Origin of the sequence: Pseudomonas sp. PAMC 29040 (assembly GCF_003994535.1) — a bacterium.
In the GTDB taxonomy this organism is placed as follows: domain Bacteria; phylum Pseudomonadota; class Gammaproteobacteria; order Pseudomonadales; family Pseudomonadaceae; genus Aquipseudomonas; species Aquipseudomonas paraversuta.
Genome location: NZ_RZAA01000010.1, coordinates 1 through 19,274, shown reverse-complemented (window position 1 = coordinate 19,274; position 19,274 = coordinate 1). Strand labels below are relative to the sequence as shown.

Sequence of the window (19,274 nt, the reverse complement as noted above, 5' to 3'; positions counted from 1 at the left end):
TAAATTTTGTGCAAAGGGTTCTTTAAGAAGGGCGAAGTCCCTATACTTTGCGGTCTATCCAAAAACCCCTAGAAACAGGCACGAGGTGCGTGGTGAATTTCCCTTCCCGTTTTGCAGTGATCGTCATCGGCGGCGGTCACGCCGGAACCGAGGCTGCACTTGCTTCAGCACGTATGGGCGTAAAAACCCTGCTGTTGACCCACAACGTGGAAACCCTCGGGCAAATGAGCTGCAATCCTGCGATTGGCGGGATTGGTAAAAGCCATCTGGTTAAAGAAATCGATGCCCTCGGTGGCGCGATGGCGATTGCCACCGATAAAGGCGGTATCCAGTTCCGTGTACTCAATGGCCGCAAAGGCCCGGCAGTGCGTGCAACCCGTGCACAGGCCGACCGCATTCTGTACAAGGCGGCAGTACGGGAAATTCTGGAAAACCAGCCCAACCTGTGGATATTTCAACAAGCGGCTGATGACCTGATCGTTGAACAGGATCAGGTCCGTGGCGTAGTAACCCAGATGGGTCTGCGTTTCATGGCCGATGCCGTGGTTTTGACCACAGGCACTTTCCTCGGTGGACTTATCCACATTGGAATGCAGAACTATTCAGGCGGCCGGGCCGGTGATCCACCTTCGATCGCCCTGGCACAGCGCCTGCGTGAACTGCCATTACGGGTCGGTCGCCTGAAAACCGGTACACCACCGCGTATTGATGGTCGTTCAGTGGATTTTTCGGTCATGACCGAACAGCCTGGCGATACCCCGATTCCAGTGATGTCGTTCATGGGCAACAAGCAACAGCATCCGGCGCAAGTCAGTTGCTGGATCACCCATACCAACGCCCGCACCCACGAAATCATTGCTGCCAACCTTGATCGTTCACCGATGTATTCGGGTGTTATCGAGGGCATTGGTCCGCGCTATTGCCCGTCCATCGAAGACAAGATTCATCGCTTTGCCGACAAGGAAAGCCACCAGGTCTTTATCGAACCTGAAGGTTTGACGACCCACGAGCTGTACCCGAACGGGATTTCCACTTCCTTGCCGTTCGATGTGCAGATCCAGATTGTGCAGTCGATCCGCGGTATGGAAAACGCCCACATCGTGCGTCCAGGTTATGCCATCGAATACGACTATTTCGATCCCCGTGACCTGAAATACAGCCTCGAAACCAAGGTGATCGGCGGTTTGTTCTTTGCCGGACAAATCAACGGCACCACCGGTTACGAAGAAGCCGGAGCACAAGGTTTGCTCGCCGGCGCCAACGCGGCATTGCTTGCACAGGGCAAAGACAGCTGGTGCCCTCGTCGCGACGAGGCCTACATCGGGGTCCTGGTGGACGATCTGATCACCTTGGGAACTCAAGAACCGTACCGGATGTTCACCTCCCGGGCCGAGTACCGCCTGATCCTGCGTGAAGACAACGCCGATATGCGTCTGACCGAGAAAGGACGCGAGATTGGCCTGGTCGACGACGCCCGCTGGGCTGCGTTTTGCACCAAGCGCGAAAGCATCGCGCAGGAAGAACAGCGCTTGAAGAGCACCTGGGTTCGCCCGGGCACTGAACAGGGTGAAGCGATTGCAGCCCGGTTCGGTACGCCTTTGACCCACGAATACAATTTGCTGAATCTGCTGACCCGTCCCGAAATTGATTACGTCGGTCTGATCGAAGTGACAGGGCAGGGTGCAACCGATCCGCTGGTGGCCGAGCAGGTTGAAATCAAGACCAAATATGCCGGTTACATCGATCGTCAACAGGATGAGATTGCTCGTCTGCGGGCCAGTGAAAATACCAAACTGCCTGTGGATATCGATTACACGACCATCTCCGGACTGTCGAAAGAGATCCAGAGCAAGCTGGGTGCTACGCGTCCCGAGACGCTGGGCCAGGCTTCGCGCATTCCCGGTGTGACACCGGCTGCGATCTCCCTGTTGATGATTCACCTGAAAAAACGCGGCGCTGGCCGCAAGTTGGAGCAAAACGCTTGAGTTCGCTGGTTACCGCACAACATGCTGAAGAGTTATCCACAGGTGCACGCCAGCTGGGCGTCGATCTGACCGAGGCCCAGCACCAGCAGTTGCTGGGTTATCTCGCCCTGTTGATCAAATGGAACAAGGCCTACAACCTTACGGCTGTGCGTAACCCCGACGAAATGGTGTCGCGCCATTTGCTCGACAGTCTGAGCGTGATGCCTTTCATCGAAAACGGCCGCTGGCTGGATGTCGGTAGTGGCGGCGGCATGCCGGGGATTCCCTTGGCCATCCTGTTTCCCGGGTCGCAAGTGACCTGCCTGGACAGTAACGGCAAGAAAACCCGCTTCCTGACCCAGGTCAAACTCGAGCTCAAGCTGGATAACCTGCAAGTTATCCACAGTCGCGTCGAGGAGTATCAGCCTGCGCAACCGTTCACTGGAATTGTGTCCAGAGCTTTCAGCAGTATGGAAAACTTCAGCAACTGGACGCGTCACCTTGGTGACAGCGAAACGCGCTGGTTGGCAATGAAGGGCGTTCATCCGGCCGATGAGCTGGTAGCATTGCCGTCTGATTTTCGTCTCGATGGCGAACACGCCTTGACCGTTCCGGGTTGCCAAGGCCAACGCCATCTGCTGATACTGCGCCGCACGGCATGATTGGGAACGCAAGCAAGAATGGCTAAGGTATTCGCAATAGCGAACCAAAAGGGTGGTGTGGGTAAAACCACCACCTGTATCAACCTCGCAGCATCGTTGGTCGCGACCAAGCGCCGCGTACTGCTGATCGACCTCGATCCACAGGGCAACGCCACTATGGGTAGCGGTGTGGATAAGCATGGTCTCGAGAATTCAGTCTATGACCTGTTGATCGGTGAGTGTGATCTGGCCGAGGCCATGCACTACTCCGAACACGGTGGTTACCAGTTACTGCCAGCTAACCGCGATCTGACCGCGGCTGAAGTCGTACTGCTCGAAATGCAGATGAAGGAAAGCCGTCTGCGTACTGCACTGGCCCCGGTCCGTGAGAGCTACGACTACATCCTGATCGATTGCCCGCCGTCACTGTCGATGCTGACCCTGAACGCTCTGGTCGCTGCCGACGGGGTGATTATCCCCATGCAGTGCGAGTACTTCGCGCTCGAAGGCTTGAGCGACCTTGTGGATAACATCAAGCGTATCGCTGAGCTGCTGAACCCGAACCTGAAAATCGAAGGCTTGCTGCGGACTATGTACGATCCGCGTCTGAGCCTGATGAACGATGTCTCGGCCCAGCTCAAGGAACACTTTGGCGAGCAGCTCTACGACACCGTGATTCCGCGCAATATCCGTCTGGCTGAAGCGCCAAGCTATGGCATGCCTGCCCTGGCCTATGACAAAAATTCCCGTGGCGCGATTGCTTACCTTGCCCTGGCGGGCGAGCTGGTTCGTCGTCAACGTCGTACCTCCCGCACTGCTCAGCCAACTTAAGGAAATCCCATGGCCGTCAAGAAACGAGGTCTCGGACGCGGACTGGATGCTCTTCTGAGTGGTCCTACGGTCAGCTCGCTGGAAGAACAAGCGGTCAAGGTTGATCAAAGCGAACTGCAGCATTTGCCCCTGGACTTGATCCAGCGCGGTAAATACCAGCCTCGTCGCGACATGGACCCCCAGGCACTTGAAGAGCTTGCGAGTTCGATCAAGTCTCAGGGCGTGATGCAGCCGATCGTGGTGCGTCCGATCGCTGGCGGGCGTTTTGAGATCATTGCCGGTGAGCGCCGCTGGCGTGCAAGTCAGCAAGCGGGCAAGGACACCATCCCGGCGATGGTCAAAGACGTACCGGATGAAACTGCCATTGCAATGGCGCTGATCGAAAACATCCAGCGTGAAGACCTCAATCCGATTGAAGAAGCCGTGGCCTTGCAGCGTTTGCAGCAAGAGTTCCAGCTGACTCAGCAACAGGTGGCCGATGCTGTGGGTAAGTCCCGAGTGTCTGTGGCTAACTTGTTACGGTTGATTTCACTGCCGGAAGTGATCAAAACCATGCTGTCCCATGGTGACCTGGAAATGGGTCATGCCCGGGCACTCCTGGGTTTGCCTGAAAATCAGCAGGTTGAAGGGGCGCGACACGTTGTCGCACGTGGTTTGACCGTGCGTCAGACCGAAGCCCTGGTTCGCCAGTGGTTGAGTGGCAAGCAAGAGCCTGCCGAACCGGTCAAAACCGATCCGGATATCACCCGGCTCGAGCAGCGTCTGGCCGAGCGCCTAGGCTCTGCGGTGCAGATTCGCCACGGTAAGAAGGGAAAGGGTCAGTTAGTCATTGGTTACAACTCTCTGGATGAGCTTCAAGGAGTGCTTGCTCACATCCGCTGAAACATTTCCTCATGTAGCGCGCAGTCGGAAATCACTACCTGACAGTTGAATAGGGGCTTAAGCGCCCCTATACTCTGCGCGCATTTTGTCGGCACAAATTATGCCAAGTTTTTTTCTTTTGGCAGCCGACCTTTGAGGAGCAGTTGTGATGGAAACCCGCACGCCAAACCGCTTGCCGTTCCATCGCTTGGCGGTATTTCCAGTTTTACTGGCTCAATTTGTCGTTTTATTGCTGGCTGCTCTGGGGCTCTGGCAATGGCATGGAGTCGTAGCCGGATATTCAGGACTCTGCGGAGGCCTGATAGCTTTGCTACCCAATGTGTATTTTGCTCACAGGGCTTTCCGGTTTTCCGGCGCCCGAGCAGCGCAAGCCATCGTCCGGTCGTTTTACGCTGGCGAGGCAGGCAAATTAATTTTGACGGCAGTGCTGTTCGCGCTGACGTTTGCAGGTGTGAAGCCATTGGCGCCGCTAGCTGTATTCGGCGTCTTCGTGCTGACCCAACTGGTCAGTTGGTTCGCTCCCCTGCTAATGAGAACAACACTTTCGAGACCTTAGGGCGTTTGAGGCAACCATGGCAGAAACAACCGCTTCGGGCTATATCCAGCACCACTTACAGAACCTGACCTTCGGGCAGCTACCTGATGGTGGCTGGGGCTTTGCTCACACCGTTGCAGAAGCTAAATCAATGGGCTTTTGGGCGTTCCATGTCGATACTCTCGGCTGGTCGCTGTTTGTCGGTCTGATTTTCATCCTCGTATTCCGCATGGCGGCCAAGAAGGCAACTTCCGGTCAACCAGGCGCACTGCAAAACTTCGTAGAGGTTTTGATTGAATTCGTTGATGGCAGTGTGAAAGACAGCTTCCATGGTCGCAGTGCCGTCATTGCACCACTGGCGCTGACCATTTTCGTCTGGGTATTCCTGATGAATGCCATCGACCTGGTACCGGTTGACTGGATTCCTCAGTTGGCGATGCTGATCACTGGCGACCCGCACATCCCTTTCCGTGCCGTACCGACGACAGATCCAAACGCGACCATGGGCATGGCCCTGTCGGTGTTTGCACTGATCATCTTCTACAGCATCAAAATCAAAGGCATCGGCGGTTTCATCGGTGAACTGACCCTGCACCCGTTTGGCAGCAAGAATATCTTTATTCAGGCGCTGCTGATTCCGGTGAACTTCCTGCTCGAATTCGTGACGCTGATTGCCAAGCCAATCTCGCTGGCTCTGCGTCTGTTCGGCAATATGTATGCTGGCGAACTGGTATTTATCCTGATCGCCGTAATGTTCGGCAGCGGCCTGCTTTGGCTTAGCGGTCTGGGCGTGGTGCTGCAATGGGCGTGGGCTGTATTCCACATCCTGATCATCACCTTGCAAGCGTTCATCTTCATGATGTTGACCATCGTCTACTTGTCGATGGCACACGAAGATAACCACTAAGACCCGTCTCGGCGAGTCTGGCGCCCCCTGCTCCGGCATGGGGGTGTCGCAAAATGATTTTGTTTTACCGCTTTAATCTAAAAAACCTAAACCATACGACGTAAAAGTCGGGAGGAAAGATGGAAACTGTAGTTGGTCTAACCGCTATCGCTGTTGCACTGTTGATCGGCCTGGGCGCACTGGGTACCGCAATTGGTTTCGGCCTGTTGGGCGGCAAGTTCCTGGAAGGCGCAGCGCGTCAGCCAGAAATGGTTCCAATGCTGCAAGTTAAAATGTTCATCGTTGCCGGTCTGCTCGACGCCGTAACCATGATCGGTGTTGGTATTGCACTGTTCTTCACCTTCGCGAACCCCTTCGTTGGTCAACTCGCTGGCTAATCACTCGAATTTTCGAGTTGATTAGAGTGATGGACAACGAACGAGCGAGGTGTTGGCGTGAACATTAATGCAACCCTGATTGGCCAGTCCGTTGCGTTCTTCATTTTTGTACTGTTTTGCATGAAGTTCGTGTGGCCTCCGGTCATCGCGGCATTGCAAGAACGTCAGAAGAAGATTGCGGCTGGACTGGACGCTGCTAACCGAGCAGCTCGCGACCTGGAGTTGGCCCAAGATAAAGCGGGTCAACAACTGCGCGAAGCTAAGGCTCAAGCAGCTGAAATCATTGAGCAAGCCAAGAAACGCGGTACTCAGATCGTAGACGAAGCCCGTGAACAGGCTCGCGTTGAAGCTGACCGTGTGAAGGCTCAGGCTCAGGCCGAGATCGAACAGGAAATCAACAGTGTCAAAGACGCGCTGCGCACCCAATTGGGTAGCCTGGCCGTTGAAGGCGCTGAAAAGATCCTGGGTGCCACAATCGATCAAAACGCGCACGCGGAGCTGGTTAATAAACTGGCTGCTGAAATTTAAGCGAGGGCGATCATGGCAGAATTGACCACGTTGGCCCGACCTTACGCTAAGGCAGCCTTCGAGCACGCCCAGGCCCACCAGCAACTGGCCTCTTGGTCAGCCATGCTCGGCCTGGCTGCAGCAGTGTCGCAAGACGACACTATGCAGCGCGTGCTCAAGGCCCCGCGACTGACGAGCGCAGAAAAGGCCGCCACGTTTATTGACGTGTGCGGCGACAAGTTCGATGTAAAAATGCAGAACTTCATCAACGTCGTTGCCGAAAACGACCGTCTCCCGCTATTGCCGGAGATCGCCGCTCTGTTTGACCTGTACAAGGCTGAACAAGAGAAGTCGGTAGACGTAGAAGTGACCAGTGCTTTTACATTGGACCAAGAACAGCAAGACAAACTCGCCAAGGTTCTCAGTGCACGACTCAACCGGGAAGTGCGCCTGCAAGTTGCGGAGGATGCCAGCCTTATAGGTGGTGTCATCATCCGCGCCGGCGACCTGGTTATCGATGGCTCGGTTCGCGGAAAACTCGCAAGCCTTGCCGAAGCATTGAAATCTTGAGTTTGAAGGGGCAGCAGAGCAATGCAGCAACTCAATCCTTCCGAAATAAGTGAAATTATCAAGGGCCGCATCGAAAAACTCGATGTGACCTCCCAAGCCCGTAACGAAGGCACCATCGTCAGCGTATCTGACGGTATTGTGCGGATTCACGGTCTGGCCGACGTAATGTACGGCGAGATGATCGAGTTTCCGGGCAGCGTCTTCGGCATGGCCCTCAACCTGGAGCAAGACTCTGTAGGTGCTGTTGTATTGGGCGCATACACGACTCTGGCTGAAGGCATGAGCGCCAAGTGCACTGGCCGCATCCTGGAAGTTCCGGTTGGTAAGGAACTGCTGGGTCGCGTAGTCGACGCACTGGGTAACCCAGTTGATGGCAAAGGTCCGCTGAACAACACCGAGACTGATGCAGTCGAGAAAGTTGCTCCAGGCGTGATCTGGCGTAAGTCGGTAGACCAGCCTGTACAGACTGGCTACAAGGCTGTCGATGCCATGATCCCTGTCGGCCGTGGCCAGCGTGAGCTGATCATCGGTGACCGTCAGATCGGTAAAACCGCTCTGGCGATCGACGCGATCATCAACCAGAAGAACAGCGGCATTTTCTGTGTATACGTAGCGATCGGTCAGAAGCAATCGACCATCGCCAACGTGGTTCGCAAGCTGGAAGAAAACGGCGCGTTGGCTAACACCATCGTCGTTGCTGCCAGTGCTTCCGAATCCGCAGCGCTGCAGTTCCTGGCACCGTACTCCGGTTGCACCATGGGCGAATACTTCCGCGACCGCGGTGAAGACGCACTGATCGTTTATGACGATCTGTCCAAGCAAGCAGTGGCTTACCGCCAGATTTCCCTGCTGCTGCGCCGTCCACCAGGCCGTGAAGCTTACCCGGGCGACGTGTTCTATCTCCACTCCCGTCTTCTGGAGCGCGCATCCCGCGTATCCGAAGAGTACGTAGAGAAGTTCACCAACGGCGCAGTGACCGGCAAAACCGGTTCCCTGACCGCACTGCCGATCATCGAAACTCAAGCTGGCGACGTTTCCGCGTTCGTTCCGACCAACGTGATTTCCATCACTGACGGTCAGATCTTCCTGGAATCGGCCATGTTCAACTCCGGGATCCGTCCTGCAGTGAACGCCGGTGTTTCGGTATCCCGTGTGGGTGGTGCCGCTCAGACCAAGATCATCAAGAAGCTGTCCGGTGGTATCCGTACCGCTCTGGCTCAGTACCGTGAACTGGCGGCATTCGCCCAGTTCGCATCTGACCTGGACGAAGCGACCCGTAAGCAACTTGAGCATGGTCAGCGCGTTACCGAGCTGATGAAGCAGAAGCAATACGCACCAATGTCGATCGCTGACATGGCGCTGTCGCTGTATGCCGCTGAGCGTGGGTTCCTGACTGACGTCGAAATCACCAAGATCGGTAGCTTTGAACAAGCGCTGATTGCTTACTTCAACCGCGATCACGCCGAGCTTATGGCGAAGATCAACGTTAAAGGTGACTTCAATGACGAAATCGATTCTGGCATCAAAGCCGGCATCGAGAAGTTCAAGGCCACCCAAACCTGGTAAGCCGCAGCGGGAGCCGCAAGGCTCCCGCTTGCTAACCTGATAGGTGTTACATGGCAGGCGCAAAAGAGATTCGCAGTAAGATTGCGAGCATCAAAAGCACGCAAAAGATTACCAGCGCCATGGAAAAAGTGGCGGTCAGCAAAATGCGCAAGGCACAAATGCGCATGGCTGCTAGCCGTCCTTATGCGGAGCGCATCCGCCAGGTTATTGGGCATTTGGCCAACGCCAACCCGGAATACCGCCACCCTTTCATGATCGACCGCGAAGTTAAGCGTGTGGGTTATGTGGTTGTGAGCAGTGACCGTGGCTTGTGCGGTGGTTTGAATACCAACCTGTTCAAGGCTTTGGTCAAGGACATGGCGGTAAACCGTGAAAACGGCGTCGAGATTGATCTGTGCGTGGTCGGCAGCAAAGGTGCGGCTTTTTTCCGTAACTTCGGCGGTAACGTCGTCGCTGCAATCAGCCATCTGGGTGAAGAACCGTCGATCAATGATTTGATCGGCAGCGTTAAGGTGATGCTGGATGCTTACCTGGAAGGCCGTATTGATCGCCTGTCCGTGGTGTCCAACAAGTTTATCAACACCATGACGCAACAGCCTACTGTGGAGCAATTGATTCCACTGGTGGCGACCCCGGATCAAGAACTCAAGCACCACTGGGACTATCTCTACGAACCGGACGCCAAAGAGCTGCTAGACGGCTTGATGGTTCGTTACGTGGAGTCGCAGGTGTACCAGGCGGTGGTCGAGAACAGTGCAGCTGAACAAGCTGCGCGGATGATCGCGATGAAGAACGCCACTGATAACGCCGGTGATTTGATCAGCGATTTGCAGCTGATCTACAACAAGGCGCGTCAGGCTGCGATCACCCAAGAGATCTCGGAAATCGTCGGCGGCGCTGCCGCGGTTTAACGGTTCAAATATTCAGAGGATCCAGCTATGAGTAGCGGACGTATCGTTCAAATCATCGGCGCCGTGATCGACGTGGAATTTCCACGCGAAAACGTACCGAGCATCTACAACGCGCTGAAAGTACAAAGCGCGGCCGGAACCACTCTGGAAGTTCAGCAGCAGCTGGGCGACGGCGTGGTTCGTACCATTGCGATGGGTTCCACCGAGGGCTTGAAGCGCGGTCTGGAAGTCACCGACACTGGCGCAGCCATCTCCGTACCGGTCGGTAAAGCGACTCTGGGCCGGATCATGGACGTTCTGGGCAACCCGATCGACGAAGCTGGTCCGATTGATACCGAAGAGCGCTGGGGCATTCACCGTCCTGCACCGTCCTTCGCTGATCAAGCGGGCGGCAACGACCTTCTGGAAACCGGCATCAAGGTTATCGACCTGATCTGCCCGTTTGCAAAAGGCGGTAAGGTTGGTCTGTTCGGTGGTGCCGGTGTAGGCAAAACCGTAAACATGATGGAACTGATCCGTAACATCGCCATGGAACACAGCGGTTACTCTGTGTTTGCTGGTGTGGGCGAGCGTACCCGTGAGGGTAACGACTTCTACCACGAGATGAAGGACTCCAACGTTCTGGACAAAGTGGCACTGGTTTACGGTCAGATGAACGAGCCGCCGGGTAACCGTCTGCGCGTAGCACTGACCGGCCTGACCATGGCCGAGAAGTTCCGTGACGAAGGTAACGACGTACTGTTGTTCGTTGACAACATCTACCGTTACACCCTGGCCGGTACTGAAGTATCCGCACTGCTGGGCCGTATGCCTTCCGCAGTAGGTTACCAGCCGACCCTGGCTGAAGAGATGGGTACTCTGCAAGAGCGCATCACTTCGACCAAGAACGGTTCGATCACTTCGATCCAAGCGGTATACGTACCTGCGGATGACTTGACTGACCCGTCGCCGGCGACCACCTTCGCCCACTTGGACGCCACTGTCGTACTGTCCCGTGACATCGCATCCCTGGGTATCTACCCGGCGGTGGATCCACTGGATTCGACTTCGCGCCAGCTGGACCCGATGGTAATCGGCCAGGAACACTACGACACCGCTCGCGGCGTTCAGTACGTGTTGCAGCGTTACAAAGAACTGAAGGACATCATTGCGATCCTGGGTATGGACGAGCTGTCGGAAGTCGACAAGCAGTTGGTATCCCGCGCTCGTAAGATCCAGCGTTTCTTGTCTCAGCCGTTCTTCGTGGCAGAAGTCTTCACTGGCGCTTCGGGTAAATACGTTTCCCTGAAAGACACCATTGCTGGCTTCAAAGGCATCCTCAACGGTGACTACGACCACCTGCCAGAACAAGCGTTCTACATGGTCGGCGGCATCGAAGAAGCGATCGAGAAAGCCAAGAAACTGTAATTCCGGCGCCCGGTAACGGGCGCTAATCAGGTTGAGGCAATCAGATGGCTAATATGATGACAGTCCATTGCGATATCGTCAGTGCGGAAGGAGAAATCTTTTCCGGTCAGGTCGAGATGGTGATTGCGCACGGCAGCCTGGGTGATCTTGGTATCGCTCTGGGTCACGCTCCGCTGATCACTGAACTCAAGCCAGGTCCGATCCGCCTGATCAAAATGGGTGGAGAAGCCGAGGTGTTTTACATCTCTGGTGGTTACCTCGAGGTTCAGCCGAACATGGTCAAGGTTCTTGCCGACACCGTGCAACGTGCTGCCGACCTGGATGAAGCCTCCGCTCAGGCCGCCGTCAAGGCAGCCGAGAAGGCACTGAACGAGAAAGGCGCAGATTTCGATTACGGATCTGCTGCTGCACGTCTGGCCGAGGCCGCAGCTCAGCTGCGCACCGTCCAGCAAATCCGCAAAAAGTTCGGCGGCTAAGCCTCCTGCTTCATTGTGTGATTGATTAAAAAGGGTAGCCTCGGCTACCCTTTTTCTTTTTCCGCGAATTACTTCTGGTCGCAGCCGCTGACCACCCAGGATTGGTAGCCAGTCATGTCTCTCGATATCGTTATTCTCGCTGCAGGTCAGGGCACCCGCATGCGTTCGGCCCTGCCCAAGGTTCTGCATCCCGTCGCCGGAAACTCCATGCTCGGGCATGTTATCCACAGCGCCCGGCAACTCAAACCGAGAGGCATCCACGTGGTCATCGGGCACGGGGCCGAATTGGTCCGTGAACGCCTGGCGGCCGATGATCTGAACTTTGTATTGCAAGACAAGCAGCTGGGCACAGGACATGCCGTCGCCCAGGCGCTGCCATTTCTGACCGCGCAGAACGTACTGATTCTGTACGGCGATGTACCCCTGATCGAGGTGCCGACCCTGGAGCGCCTGCTGAAACAGGTAGGCCCGGAGCAACTGGGTTTGTTGACCGTTAACCTGGCGGACCCGACCGGCTATGGCCGCATCGTGCGTGACGCCGAAGGCAAGGTCTGCGCCATTGTCGAGCACAAGGACGCCACCGAGGCTGAACGTGCGATCACTGAAGGCAATACTGGCATTCTGGCATTGCCCACTGGACGTCTGGCTGACTGGATGAGCCGGCTGTCGAATAACAATGCACAGGGCGAGTACTACCTGACCGATGTGATCGCGATGGCAGTTGCTGATGGTCTGGTGGTGGCCACTGAGCATGCCCACGACCCGATGGAAGTGCAGGGCGCCAACGACCGTAAACAACTCGCTGAGTTGGAGCGTCATTACCAGCTACGTGAAGCCCGTCGCCTGATGGCCCTGGGTGTGACCCTGCGTGATCCGGCGCGCTTCGATGTGCGCGGTGAAGTCACGGTCGGGCGCGATGTCATGATAGATATCAACGTGATTCTCGAAGGCCGTGTGGTCATCGAAGATGACGTGGTGATTGGTCCCAACTGTGTGATCAAAGACAGCACCCTGCGTAAAGGGGTGGTGGTCAAGGCCAACAGCCATATCGACGGTGCCGTGATGGGCGAGGGCAGCGATGCCGGTCCTTTTGCCCGTTTGCGTCCGGGTAGCGTGCTCGATGCCCGCGCCCATGTGGGTAACTTTGTAGAGTTGAAAAACGCCCACCTCGGCGAAGATGCCAAGTGCGGTCACCTGACTTACCTGGGCGATGCCGAAGTTGGGGCGCGTACCAACATCGGCGCGGGCACCATCACCTGCAATTACGATGGCGCCAACAAATGGAAGACCGTGTTGGGAGCCGACGTATTTATTGGTTCGAACAACTCGTTGGTGGCACCTGTGGATATCTCCAGCGGAGCCACCACGGCAGCCGGATCGACCATTAATCAGGACGTAGCCGTCGAACAGCTGGCCGTTGGTCGGGCACGGCAACGCAATATCGATGGCTGGAAGCGCCCGGTAAAGCTGCCAAAGCCTTGATTTGAAGTTATCCACAAGCGAAAACAGTGTTTTTGTGGGTAAAACAGGTTGTCGTATAACTGTTTAAAATCAGCAAGTTAGCAAAAGCCTTATCCACTGCCTGTGGATAAGGCTTTGTTTTATCCGCGCCTATATCAGCCAATCGCCCCGCCCTGCGCCAGCTCAGCGAGTTATTCACTGCTAAAAAGCTACAAAAAATTGTTGACGCTGATTACGGGATCGGGTCTCATTGCTTTCGTTATCTTTCGAAACGAAACTTAGGCTCTCATGTCGAAACGCAATACGCCTCAACGCCGCCACAACATCCTGGCTTTGCTTGCGCAGCAAGGTGAAGTCAGTGTGGATGAGCTGGCCAAGCGCTTCGAAACTTCCGAAGTGACGATCCGCAAGGATTTGGCCGCACTCGAAAGTAACGGTCTGCTGCTGCGGCGGTACGGTGGTGCCATCACCATGCCGCAAGAGTTGGTGAGTGATCCCGCCCAGCCCGTTTCTCTTTATAAGCAAGCCATTGCCCGTGCGGCGGTTGGCCTGATTCGGGAACATGCGCGCATCATCATCGACAGCGGCACCACCACCGCTTCGATGATTCCACAATTGGGCCAGCAACCTGGTCTTGTGGTAATGACCAATTCGTTGCATGTCGCCAGGGCCCTGAGCGAACTCGAACATGAACCCGTGCTGTTGATGACCGGCGGTACCTGGGACCCTCATTCCGAGTCCTTCCAGGGCCAGGTGGCTGAGCAGGTGCTGCGTTCATACGATTTCGATCAATTATTTATCGGCGCTGATGGCATCGATCTGTTGCGTGGCACCACAACTTTTAACGAATTGTTGGGCCTGAGCCGAGTCATGGCCGAGGTCGCGCGTGAAGTGATTGTGATGGTCGAGTCCGACAAAATTGGTCGCAAGATACCCAACCTGGAACTGCCCTGGAGCAGCGTCCATACCCTTATTACAGATGATCGCTTGTCCATGGAGGCACGCGAACAGATTCAGGCCCGGGGCATAACACTGTTATGCGCCGCCCTAAGCTAGGAGAATATTATGTGTGGAATCGTTGGCGCAGTCGCTGAACGCAATATCACGGCCATTCTGCTTGAAGGCCTGAAACGTCTTGAATACCGGGGCTACGACAGCGCCGGTGTAGCAGTGTTTACCCACAACGGTACGCTGGAACGCATGCGCCGCAATGGCAAAGTGGCCGAGCTGGAACAAGCTCTGGCCGGTGAGCCGCTGATGGGGCGCCTGGGCATTGCCCACACCCGTTGGGCGACCCATGGTGCACCCAGCGAGCGTAATGCTCACCCGCATTTTTCGGGTTCCGACCTGGCTGTCGTGCACAACGGCATCATTGAAAACTATGAAGCCCTGCGCGAACAGCTCAAAGGCTTGGGTTATGTGTTCACGTCGGACACCGATACTGAAGTGATCGCACACCTGCTCAATCACAAACTCAAAGATCAAAGCGACCTGACCGAAGCCTTGAAAGCCACGGTTAAAGAGCTGCACGGTGCATACGGCCTGGCCGTCATCAGTGCCAAACAGCCGGATCGTCTGGTTGCTGCACGCAGTGGCAGCCCGCTGGTGATTGGCCTGGGCCTGGGTGAAAACTTCCTGGCTTCCGATCAATTGGCATTGCGCCAGGTCACTGACCGCTTCATGTACCTGGAAGAAGGCGATATCGCTGAAATCCGCCGTGACAGCGTGCAAATCTGGGACGTGAACGGTAAAAGCGTGCAGCGTGAAACCGTGCAGTACCGTGATGGTGCTGAAGCTGCGGACAAAGGCGAATACCGTCACTACATGCTCAAGGAAATTCACGAGCAACCAGCGGTGGTGCAACGCACCCTGGAAAACCGCCTGGGCCAGGACCACGTACTGGTTCAGGCATTCGGTCCACAGGCTGCTGAATTGTTCGCCAAAGTGCGCAATGTTCAGATCGTTGCCTGTGGTACCAGCTATCACGCGGGGATGGTTGCCCGATACTGGCTCGAAAGTCTGGCCGGAATTCCGTGCCAGGTTGAAGTGGCCAGCGAGTTCCGTTATCGCAAGGTCGTGGTCCAGCCTGACACCCTGTTTGTTTCGATCTCGCAATCAGGCGAAACCGCAGACACCCTGGCTGCACTGCGTAACGCCAAAGAACTGGGTTTCCTCGCCAGCCTGGCGATTTGTAACGTTGGCATCAGCTCACTGGTACGTGAGTCTGACCTGACCCTGCTGACCCAGGCGGGTCGCGAAATTGGTGTGGCGTCGACCAAAGCCTTCACCACCCAGCTGGTTGGCTTACTGTTGCTGACCCTGTCTTTGGGGCAGGTGCGTGGCACTCTTGAAGCCGGTGTCGAAGCGCAACTGGTTGAAGAACTGCGCCGCCTGCCTGCGCGTTTGGGTGAAGCACTGGCGATGGATGCCACGATTGAGAAAGTCGCCGAACTGTTTGCCGACAAGCACCACACCTTGTTCCTGGGTCGTGGCGCGCAGTTCCCGGTAGCGATGGAAGGTGCGCTTAAGCTGAAAGAAATTTCCTATATCCACGCCGAAGCTTACCCGGCAGGCGAGTTGAAGCATGGTCCGCTGGCACTGGTGGATAACGACATGCCAGTGGTCACCGTGGCGCCGAACAACGAACTGCTGGAAAAACTGAAGTCCAACCTGCAGGAAGTTCGTGCCCGTGGCGGTGAACTGATTGTGTTCGCTGACGAGCAAGCAGGTATGACCAATGGCGAAGGCACCCATGTGATCAACATGCCGCACATCCATGATGTACTGGCGCCGATCCTCTACACCATCCCGCTGCAACTGCTGTCTTACTACGTTGCCGTGCTCAAAGGCACCGATGTGGATCAGCCACGCAACCTGGCCAAATCGGTCACCGTGGAATAAGCAGTTAGCGTTGAGCGTAATTGGATTTAGAGAACTTAATCTGTTGCAGGAGCCGGCCAGGTCTTTCCTACCGCCTCCTGCCTTGAGCAACTCTACAATCTGCATCACGCACGCAAAGCGAGGTCCCGTCCTTGGGGGCCTCGCGGCTGATGGCCGAACACTGAGCAATAGGTGCAGTTATAGTTGCAAAGCGCCCGCAGCCTCCGTCTGGTCCGGGCCTGAATACGGAGACCCTTTGCCACAGTTTTGATTGTCTAACTGCAAGGCTCTCTAAACCCGTTTGTTAATCTCGGTGGATTTATATTTATCCATTTGCCGTCGTTTTTTCGCCACAAATATGACTTTTATATATAAATCCAACAGGCGTTAAATATAAAGAATGCTGAGGCCTGGAGGTTTCTATAAGTGCTTTATGTGTATAAGTTGTCTATTTGTATTCAAAGTATTCCGGGGGCAGTGTTGTTTAAGTTGCCAGTTGTAATGCTTGCTTGCTCTGAGAATAATATTCCGCAACTGTCCGGTCGCCATATGTCTTATGCGCGTAAAGTTTAATCAACAAATATAGGGTTCATTCAAGGTGAATCTCGTGCCCAAAGCACTGGGCTCCCAGAAAGCCTTAATGACCTCGTCACTGACAGCCATCGAGTACCCACAGTCGATATTATATCTGCGTCATTCGGCTTAACTTTTTTGATTTTGACGGCTCTACTTCCTTTCAGCTTCCACTGGCTATTCTGCCCCCCTTGATAACCCTTCTACAGACCTCGCTCTAAGGCTATCTCGCCACATTGAAACCTGGATAGTCATGCCTCCCCCCACGACAGGTACAGCCCAATGCGGCGCATTTCGCGTCATCTTGTCTGGCGAGGCGGTGCATCGTTTTTCTACGAGTATCTGCAATGACAGCGATTTTTTTCATGGGTGGCGGGCAGGCACCTGGTCGCTGCAGGGCATTCTCATCTCTGGCGCTTGTCAGGCTGATACCAGCCGTTGCACTGAAGCTCGTCTGTTAAATCACCGAGGGTGGCGGCGTGTGAGCCATCTGGCGCCTTACCATCTGTCGGATTTTTTAAAAAAATATAACGTCGTGATGTTCGTGAAAAACAGACGAATCACTCATCCAGCACTCATCAGGAACACCTGTGATTTGACTTGAATATGATTTCATTATAATGAAATTCACATAGGGTTATCAAAGCGTCTAACTTGATTGGCGGTGACATATCACAAGTTGCCATAGGGTATAAGCGACCCTGTTTGGCGATTGAACTTTTCTCTTTGAAGATGATTTTTAGGCGGTTAGTATCCCGTAAGCGAGTCGTTTTGGTGGGGTTAAAAACCCTGCCACTAAGATGACGCATTCAACTCTTGCACCTTTGATAGGCATGCTTGATTTGCTTAGTAAAAGGATGCCCATCCCGGTATTTCCGGGCAAAGGACATGGAGAGCCTACGGTGATCAACCCCCTGCCCAAGCACTGCCTTTCCTGCTCGATACCGACACGGTATCTGGCTGTAAACCCCTTGTGCTACGGCCCTTACTGCCTCTCGCTGCGGGTCATACGCCCGTTGCTAAGTGAGCGCGCGGGCGTGGGCTGAGCCAGGGTTTATTTAAAAACTCACATAACTTTCGCTTGTTCGAATGCTCAGCTTCTCATTCAGAAGCTGCGTAGGCGTTCGGCTCGCTTTTGTTATTGGTTTTGCTTGGTTTAATAAAAAAGGTGTCCGATGAAGAATATAGTCATTGTCGATAAGTCGACGGGGGCGGCGACCGAACAAACGTTCGGGAACATTGCCCTTAAAGAAACCAGTATTGTCAAACTGCCCATAAGTCAGGCATCGATTCAATCGATGCAACAATCGGGTAAAAACTTGGTAGTGACCCTTAAGTCGGGAGAGACGGTCACAATCCAGAATTTCTTTGTGGTAGGTGAGGACGGCGCAGCGAATCAGCTAGTCCTTGAAAATGACGACGGCACACTGCTTCTTGGAAGTTACTCCACTCCCTATTCAGGTTTTACGTTTAGCGAACTCGGATCACTTGAAGATCTGGCCCTTGCTGCACAAGCAGGCGCTGGTGTACCGGACTGGTTAGTCTGGGGTCTGAGCCTGCTGGGTGCTGGCGCGGCAATCGCAGCGCTATCCCACGGTGGCGGCGGTGGTGGTGGCGGCGGTGACGGCGGCAATGGCATTACGTCTGACACGACAGCTCCCAATGCCCCGACCAATCTTAGCGTTGCTGCTGATGGTCTGACTGTCTTCGGCAAAGGTGAAGCGAACACCACCGTGACGGTCAAAGATGCAGCTGGCAATACCATTGGCACTGGCCACGTCGGAGCCGATGGCAACTTTGCGGTTAATCTGGATCACCCTCAAGTCAATGGCGAAACCCTGGACGTGACCCTGACGGATGCCGCGGGCAACGTCTCGGTCCCGACGCAAGTGGACGCGGGAGATACAACAGCGCCGGACGCCCCAACCGAACTTGCCGTATCTGCTGATGGCACCACGGTTTCCGGTAAAGGTGAACCAAACACCACCGTAACCATCAAGGATGCCAACGGCAACACCATAGGCACAGGTCAAGTTGGAGCCGATGGCAACTTTGCGATCCAGCTGGATCATCCTCGAGAAAATGGCGAAACCCTGGGCGTGACCCTGACGGATGCCGCCGGTAACGTTTCGTCCCCATCGCAAGTGATTGCTGGTGATACCACAGCGCCTGATGCACCAACCAACCTTGCCGTCAGTCATGACGGCATCACTGTTTCCGGCAAAGGTGAAGCAAACACAGATGTGACCATCAGAGATGCCGACGGTAACTCCATAGGCACAGGCCACGTTGATAACTTCGGGAACTTTTCGATTGAACTGGCCACCCCGCGAGTCAATGGCGAAACCCTGGGCGTGACCCTGACGGATGCCGCCGGCAATATTTCGAACCCGACCCAAGTTGTTAGTTCTGACTTGAATGAGACGGACGCCGACGCCGACGCCGACGCGGATGCTGACGCGGATGCGGATGCGGATGCCGACGCGGATGCTGATGCTGATGCTGATGCCGACGCTGATGCCGACGCGGACGCGGACGCCGATGCGGATGCGGATGCTGACGCCGATGCGGATGCCGACGCGGATGCCGATGCTGACGCTGATGCCGATGCCGATGCCGATGCCGATGCCGATGCTGATGCCGATGCCGATGCGGACGCTGATGCCGATGCCGATGCTGACGCGGATGCTGATGCCGATGCCGATGCCGATGCTGACGCGGATGCCGATGCCGATGCCGATGCCGATGCCGATGCCGATGCCGATGCTGACGCCGATGCCGATGCC

The 19,274-nt window shown here is 55.3% G+C and carries 17 protein-coding genes; all 17 read left to right on the top strand.

Annotation, left to right across the window (positions count from 1 at the left end):
- Positions 1–92: 92 nt before the first annotated feature.
- The gene (mnmG, locus tag WG29040_RS17820) at positions 93–1,985 is read left to right on the top strand and encodes a tRNA uridine-5-carboxymethylaminomethyl(34) synthesis enzyme MnmG (RefSeq protein WP_127196612.1); all 1,893 of its coding nucleotides are present in this window, start codon (positions 93–95) and stop codon (positions 1,983–1,985) included.
- Positions 1,982–2,626 (top strand): 16S rRNA (guanine(527)-N(7))-methyltransferase RsmG, encoded by a 645-nt coding sequence (rsmG, locus tag WG29040_RS17815; RefSeq protein WP_003437989.1) that lies wholly within the window; start codon positions 1,982–1,984, stop codon positions 2,624–2,626. Before mnmG ends, rsmG begins: the two co-directional genes overlap by 4 nt.
- An 18-nt stretch (positions 2,627–2,644) precedes the next feature.
- Entirely contained in the window at positions 2,645–3,436 is a 792-nt protein-coding gene (locus tag WG29040_RS17810; RefSeq protein WP_003437990.1) for a ParA family protein, read from the top strand.
- Between the two features lie 9 nt (positions 3,437–3,445).
- Complete coding sequence (locus WG29040_RS17805; protein WP_003437992.1) at positions 3,446–4,318, top strand: ParB/RepB/Spo0J family partition protein; 873 nt, start codon at positions 3,446–3,448, stop codon at positions 4,316–4,318.
- 148 nt (positions 4,319–4,466) lie between these two features.
- Positions 4,467–4,874, top strand: a complete 408-nt coding sequence (locus tag WG29040_RS17800) for a F0F1 ATP synthase subunit I (protein ID WP_003437994.1) — start codon at positions 4,467–4,469, stop codon at positions 4,872–4,874.
- A gap of 16 nt (positions 4,875–4,890) precedes the next feature.
- Complete coding sequence (gene atpB / locus WG29040_RS17795) at positions 4,891–5,760, top strand: F0F1 ATP synthase subunit A (protein WP_003437996.1); 870 nt, start codon at positions 4,891–4,893, stop codon at positions 5,758–5,760.
- A gap of 119 nt (positions 5,761–5,879) precedes the next feature.
- The gene (gene atpE / locus WG29040_RS17790; protein ID WP_002555987.1) at positions 5,880–6,137 is read left to right on the top strand and encodes a F0F1 ATP synthase subunit C; all 258 of its coding nucleotides are present in this window, start codon (positions 5,880–5,882) and stop codon (positions 6,135–6,137) included.
- 57 nt (positions 6,138–6,194) lie between these two features.
- Positions 6,195–6,665 carry a F0F1 ATP synthase subunit B gene (locus WG29040_RS17785; RefSeq protein WP_003437998.1) on the top strand — a complete coding sequence of 157 codons (471 nt, stop codon included), beginning with the start codon at positions 6,195–6,197 and terminating at the stop codon, positions 6,663–6,665.
- A gap of 12 nt (positions 6,666–6,677) precedes the next feature.
- Complete coding sequence (locus WG29040_RS17780) at positions 6,678–7,214, top strand: F0F1 ATP synthase subunit delta (RefSeq protein WP_003437999.1); 537 nt, start codon at positions 6,678–6,680, stop codon at positions 7,212–7,214.
- A 21-nt stretch (positions 7,215–7,235) separates the two neighbouring features.
- On the top strand, positions 7,236–8,780 hold the full coding sequence (gene atpA / locus WG29040_RS17775; RefSeq protein WP_003438001.1) for a F0F1 ATP synthase subunit alpha: 1,545 nt from the start codon (positions 7,236–7,238) through the stop codon (positions 8,778–8,780).
- 50 nt (positions 8,781–8,830) lie between these two features.
- Complete coding sequence (gene atpG, locus WG29040_RS17770; RefSeq protein WP_003438003.1) at positions 8,831–9,691, top strand: F0F1 ATP synthase subunit gamma; 861 nt, start codon at positions 8,831–8,833, stop codon at positions 9,689–9,691.
- A 27-nt stretch (positions 9,692–9,718) separates the two neighbouring features.
- A complete protein-coding gene (gene atpD / locus WG29040_RS17765; RefSeq protein WP_003438005.1) occupies positions 9,719–11,098 on the top strand; it encodes a F0F1 ATP synthase subunit beta in 1,380 nt (459 codons plus the stop codon).
- A 56-nt stretch (positions 11,099–11,154) separates the two neighbouring features.
- A complete protein-coding gene (locus WG29040_RS17760) occupies positions 11,155–11,574 on the top strand; it encodes a F0F1 ATP synthase subunit epsilon (protein WP_003438007.1) in 420 nt (139 codons plus the stop codon).
- 114 nt (positions 11,575–11,688) lie between these two features.
- The gene (gene glmU, locus WG29040_RS17755) at positions 11,689–13,056 is read left to right on the top strand and encodes a bifunctional UDP-N-acetylglucosamine diphosphorylase/glucosamine-1-phosphate N-acetyltransferase GlmU (RefSeq protein ID WP_003438009.1); all 1,368 of its coding nucleotides are present in this window, start codon (positions 11,689–11,691) and stop codon (positions 13,054–13,056) included.
- A gap of 267 nt (positions 13,057–13,323) precedes the next feature.
- Positions 13,324–14,091 (top strand): DeoR/GlpR family DNA-binding transcription regulator, encoded by a 768-nt coding sequence (locus WG29040_RS17750; protein ID WP_003438010.1) that lies wholly within the window; start codon positions 13,324–13,326, stop codon positions 14,089–14,091.
- Positions 14,092–14,100: 9 nt separating this feature from the next.
- Complete coding sequence (glmS, locus tag WG29040_RS17745; protein ID WP_003438011.1) at positions 14,101–15,936, top strand: glutamine--fructose-6-phosphate transaminase (isomerizing); 1,836 nt, start codon at positions 14,101–14,103, stop codon at positions 15,934–15,936.
- Positions 15,937–17,663: 1,727 nt separating this feature from the next.
- Positions 17,664–19,274, top strand: a 1,611-nt coding sequence (locus tag WG29040_RS17740; protein ID WP_127196611.1) for an Ig-like domain-containing protein, incomplete at its 3' end; no start/stop codon positions are given.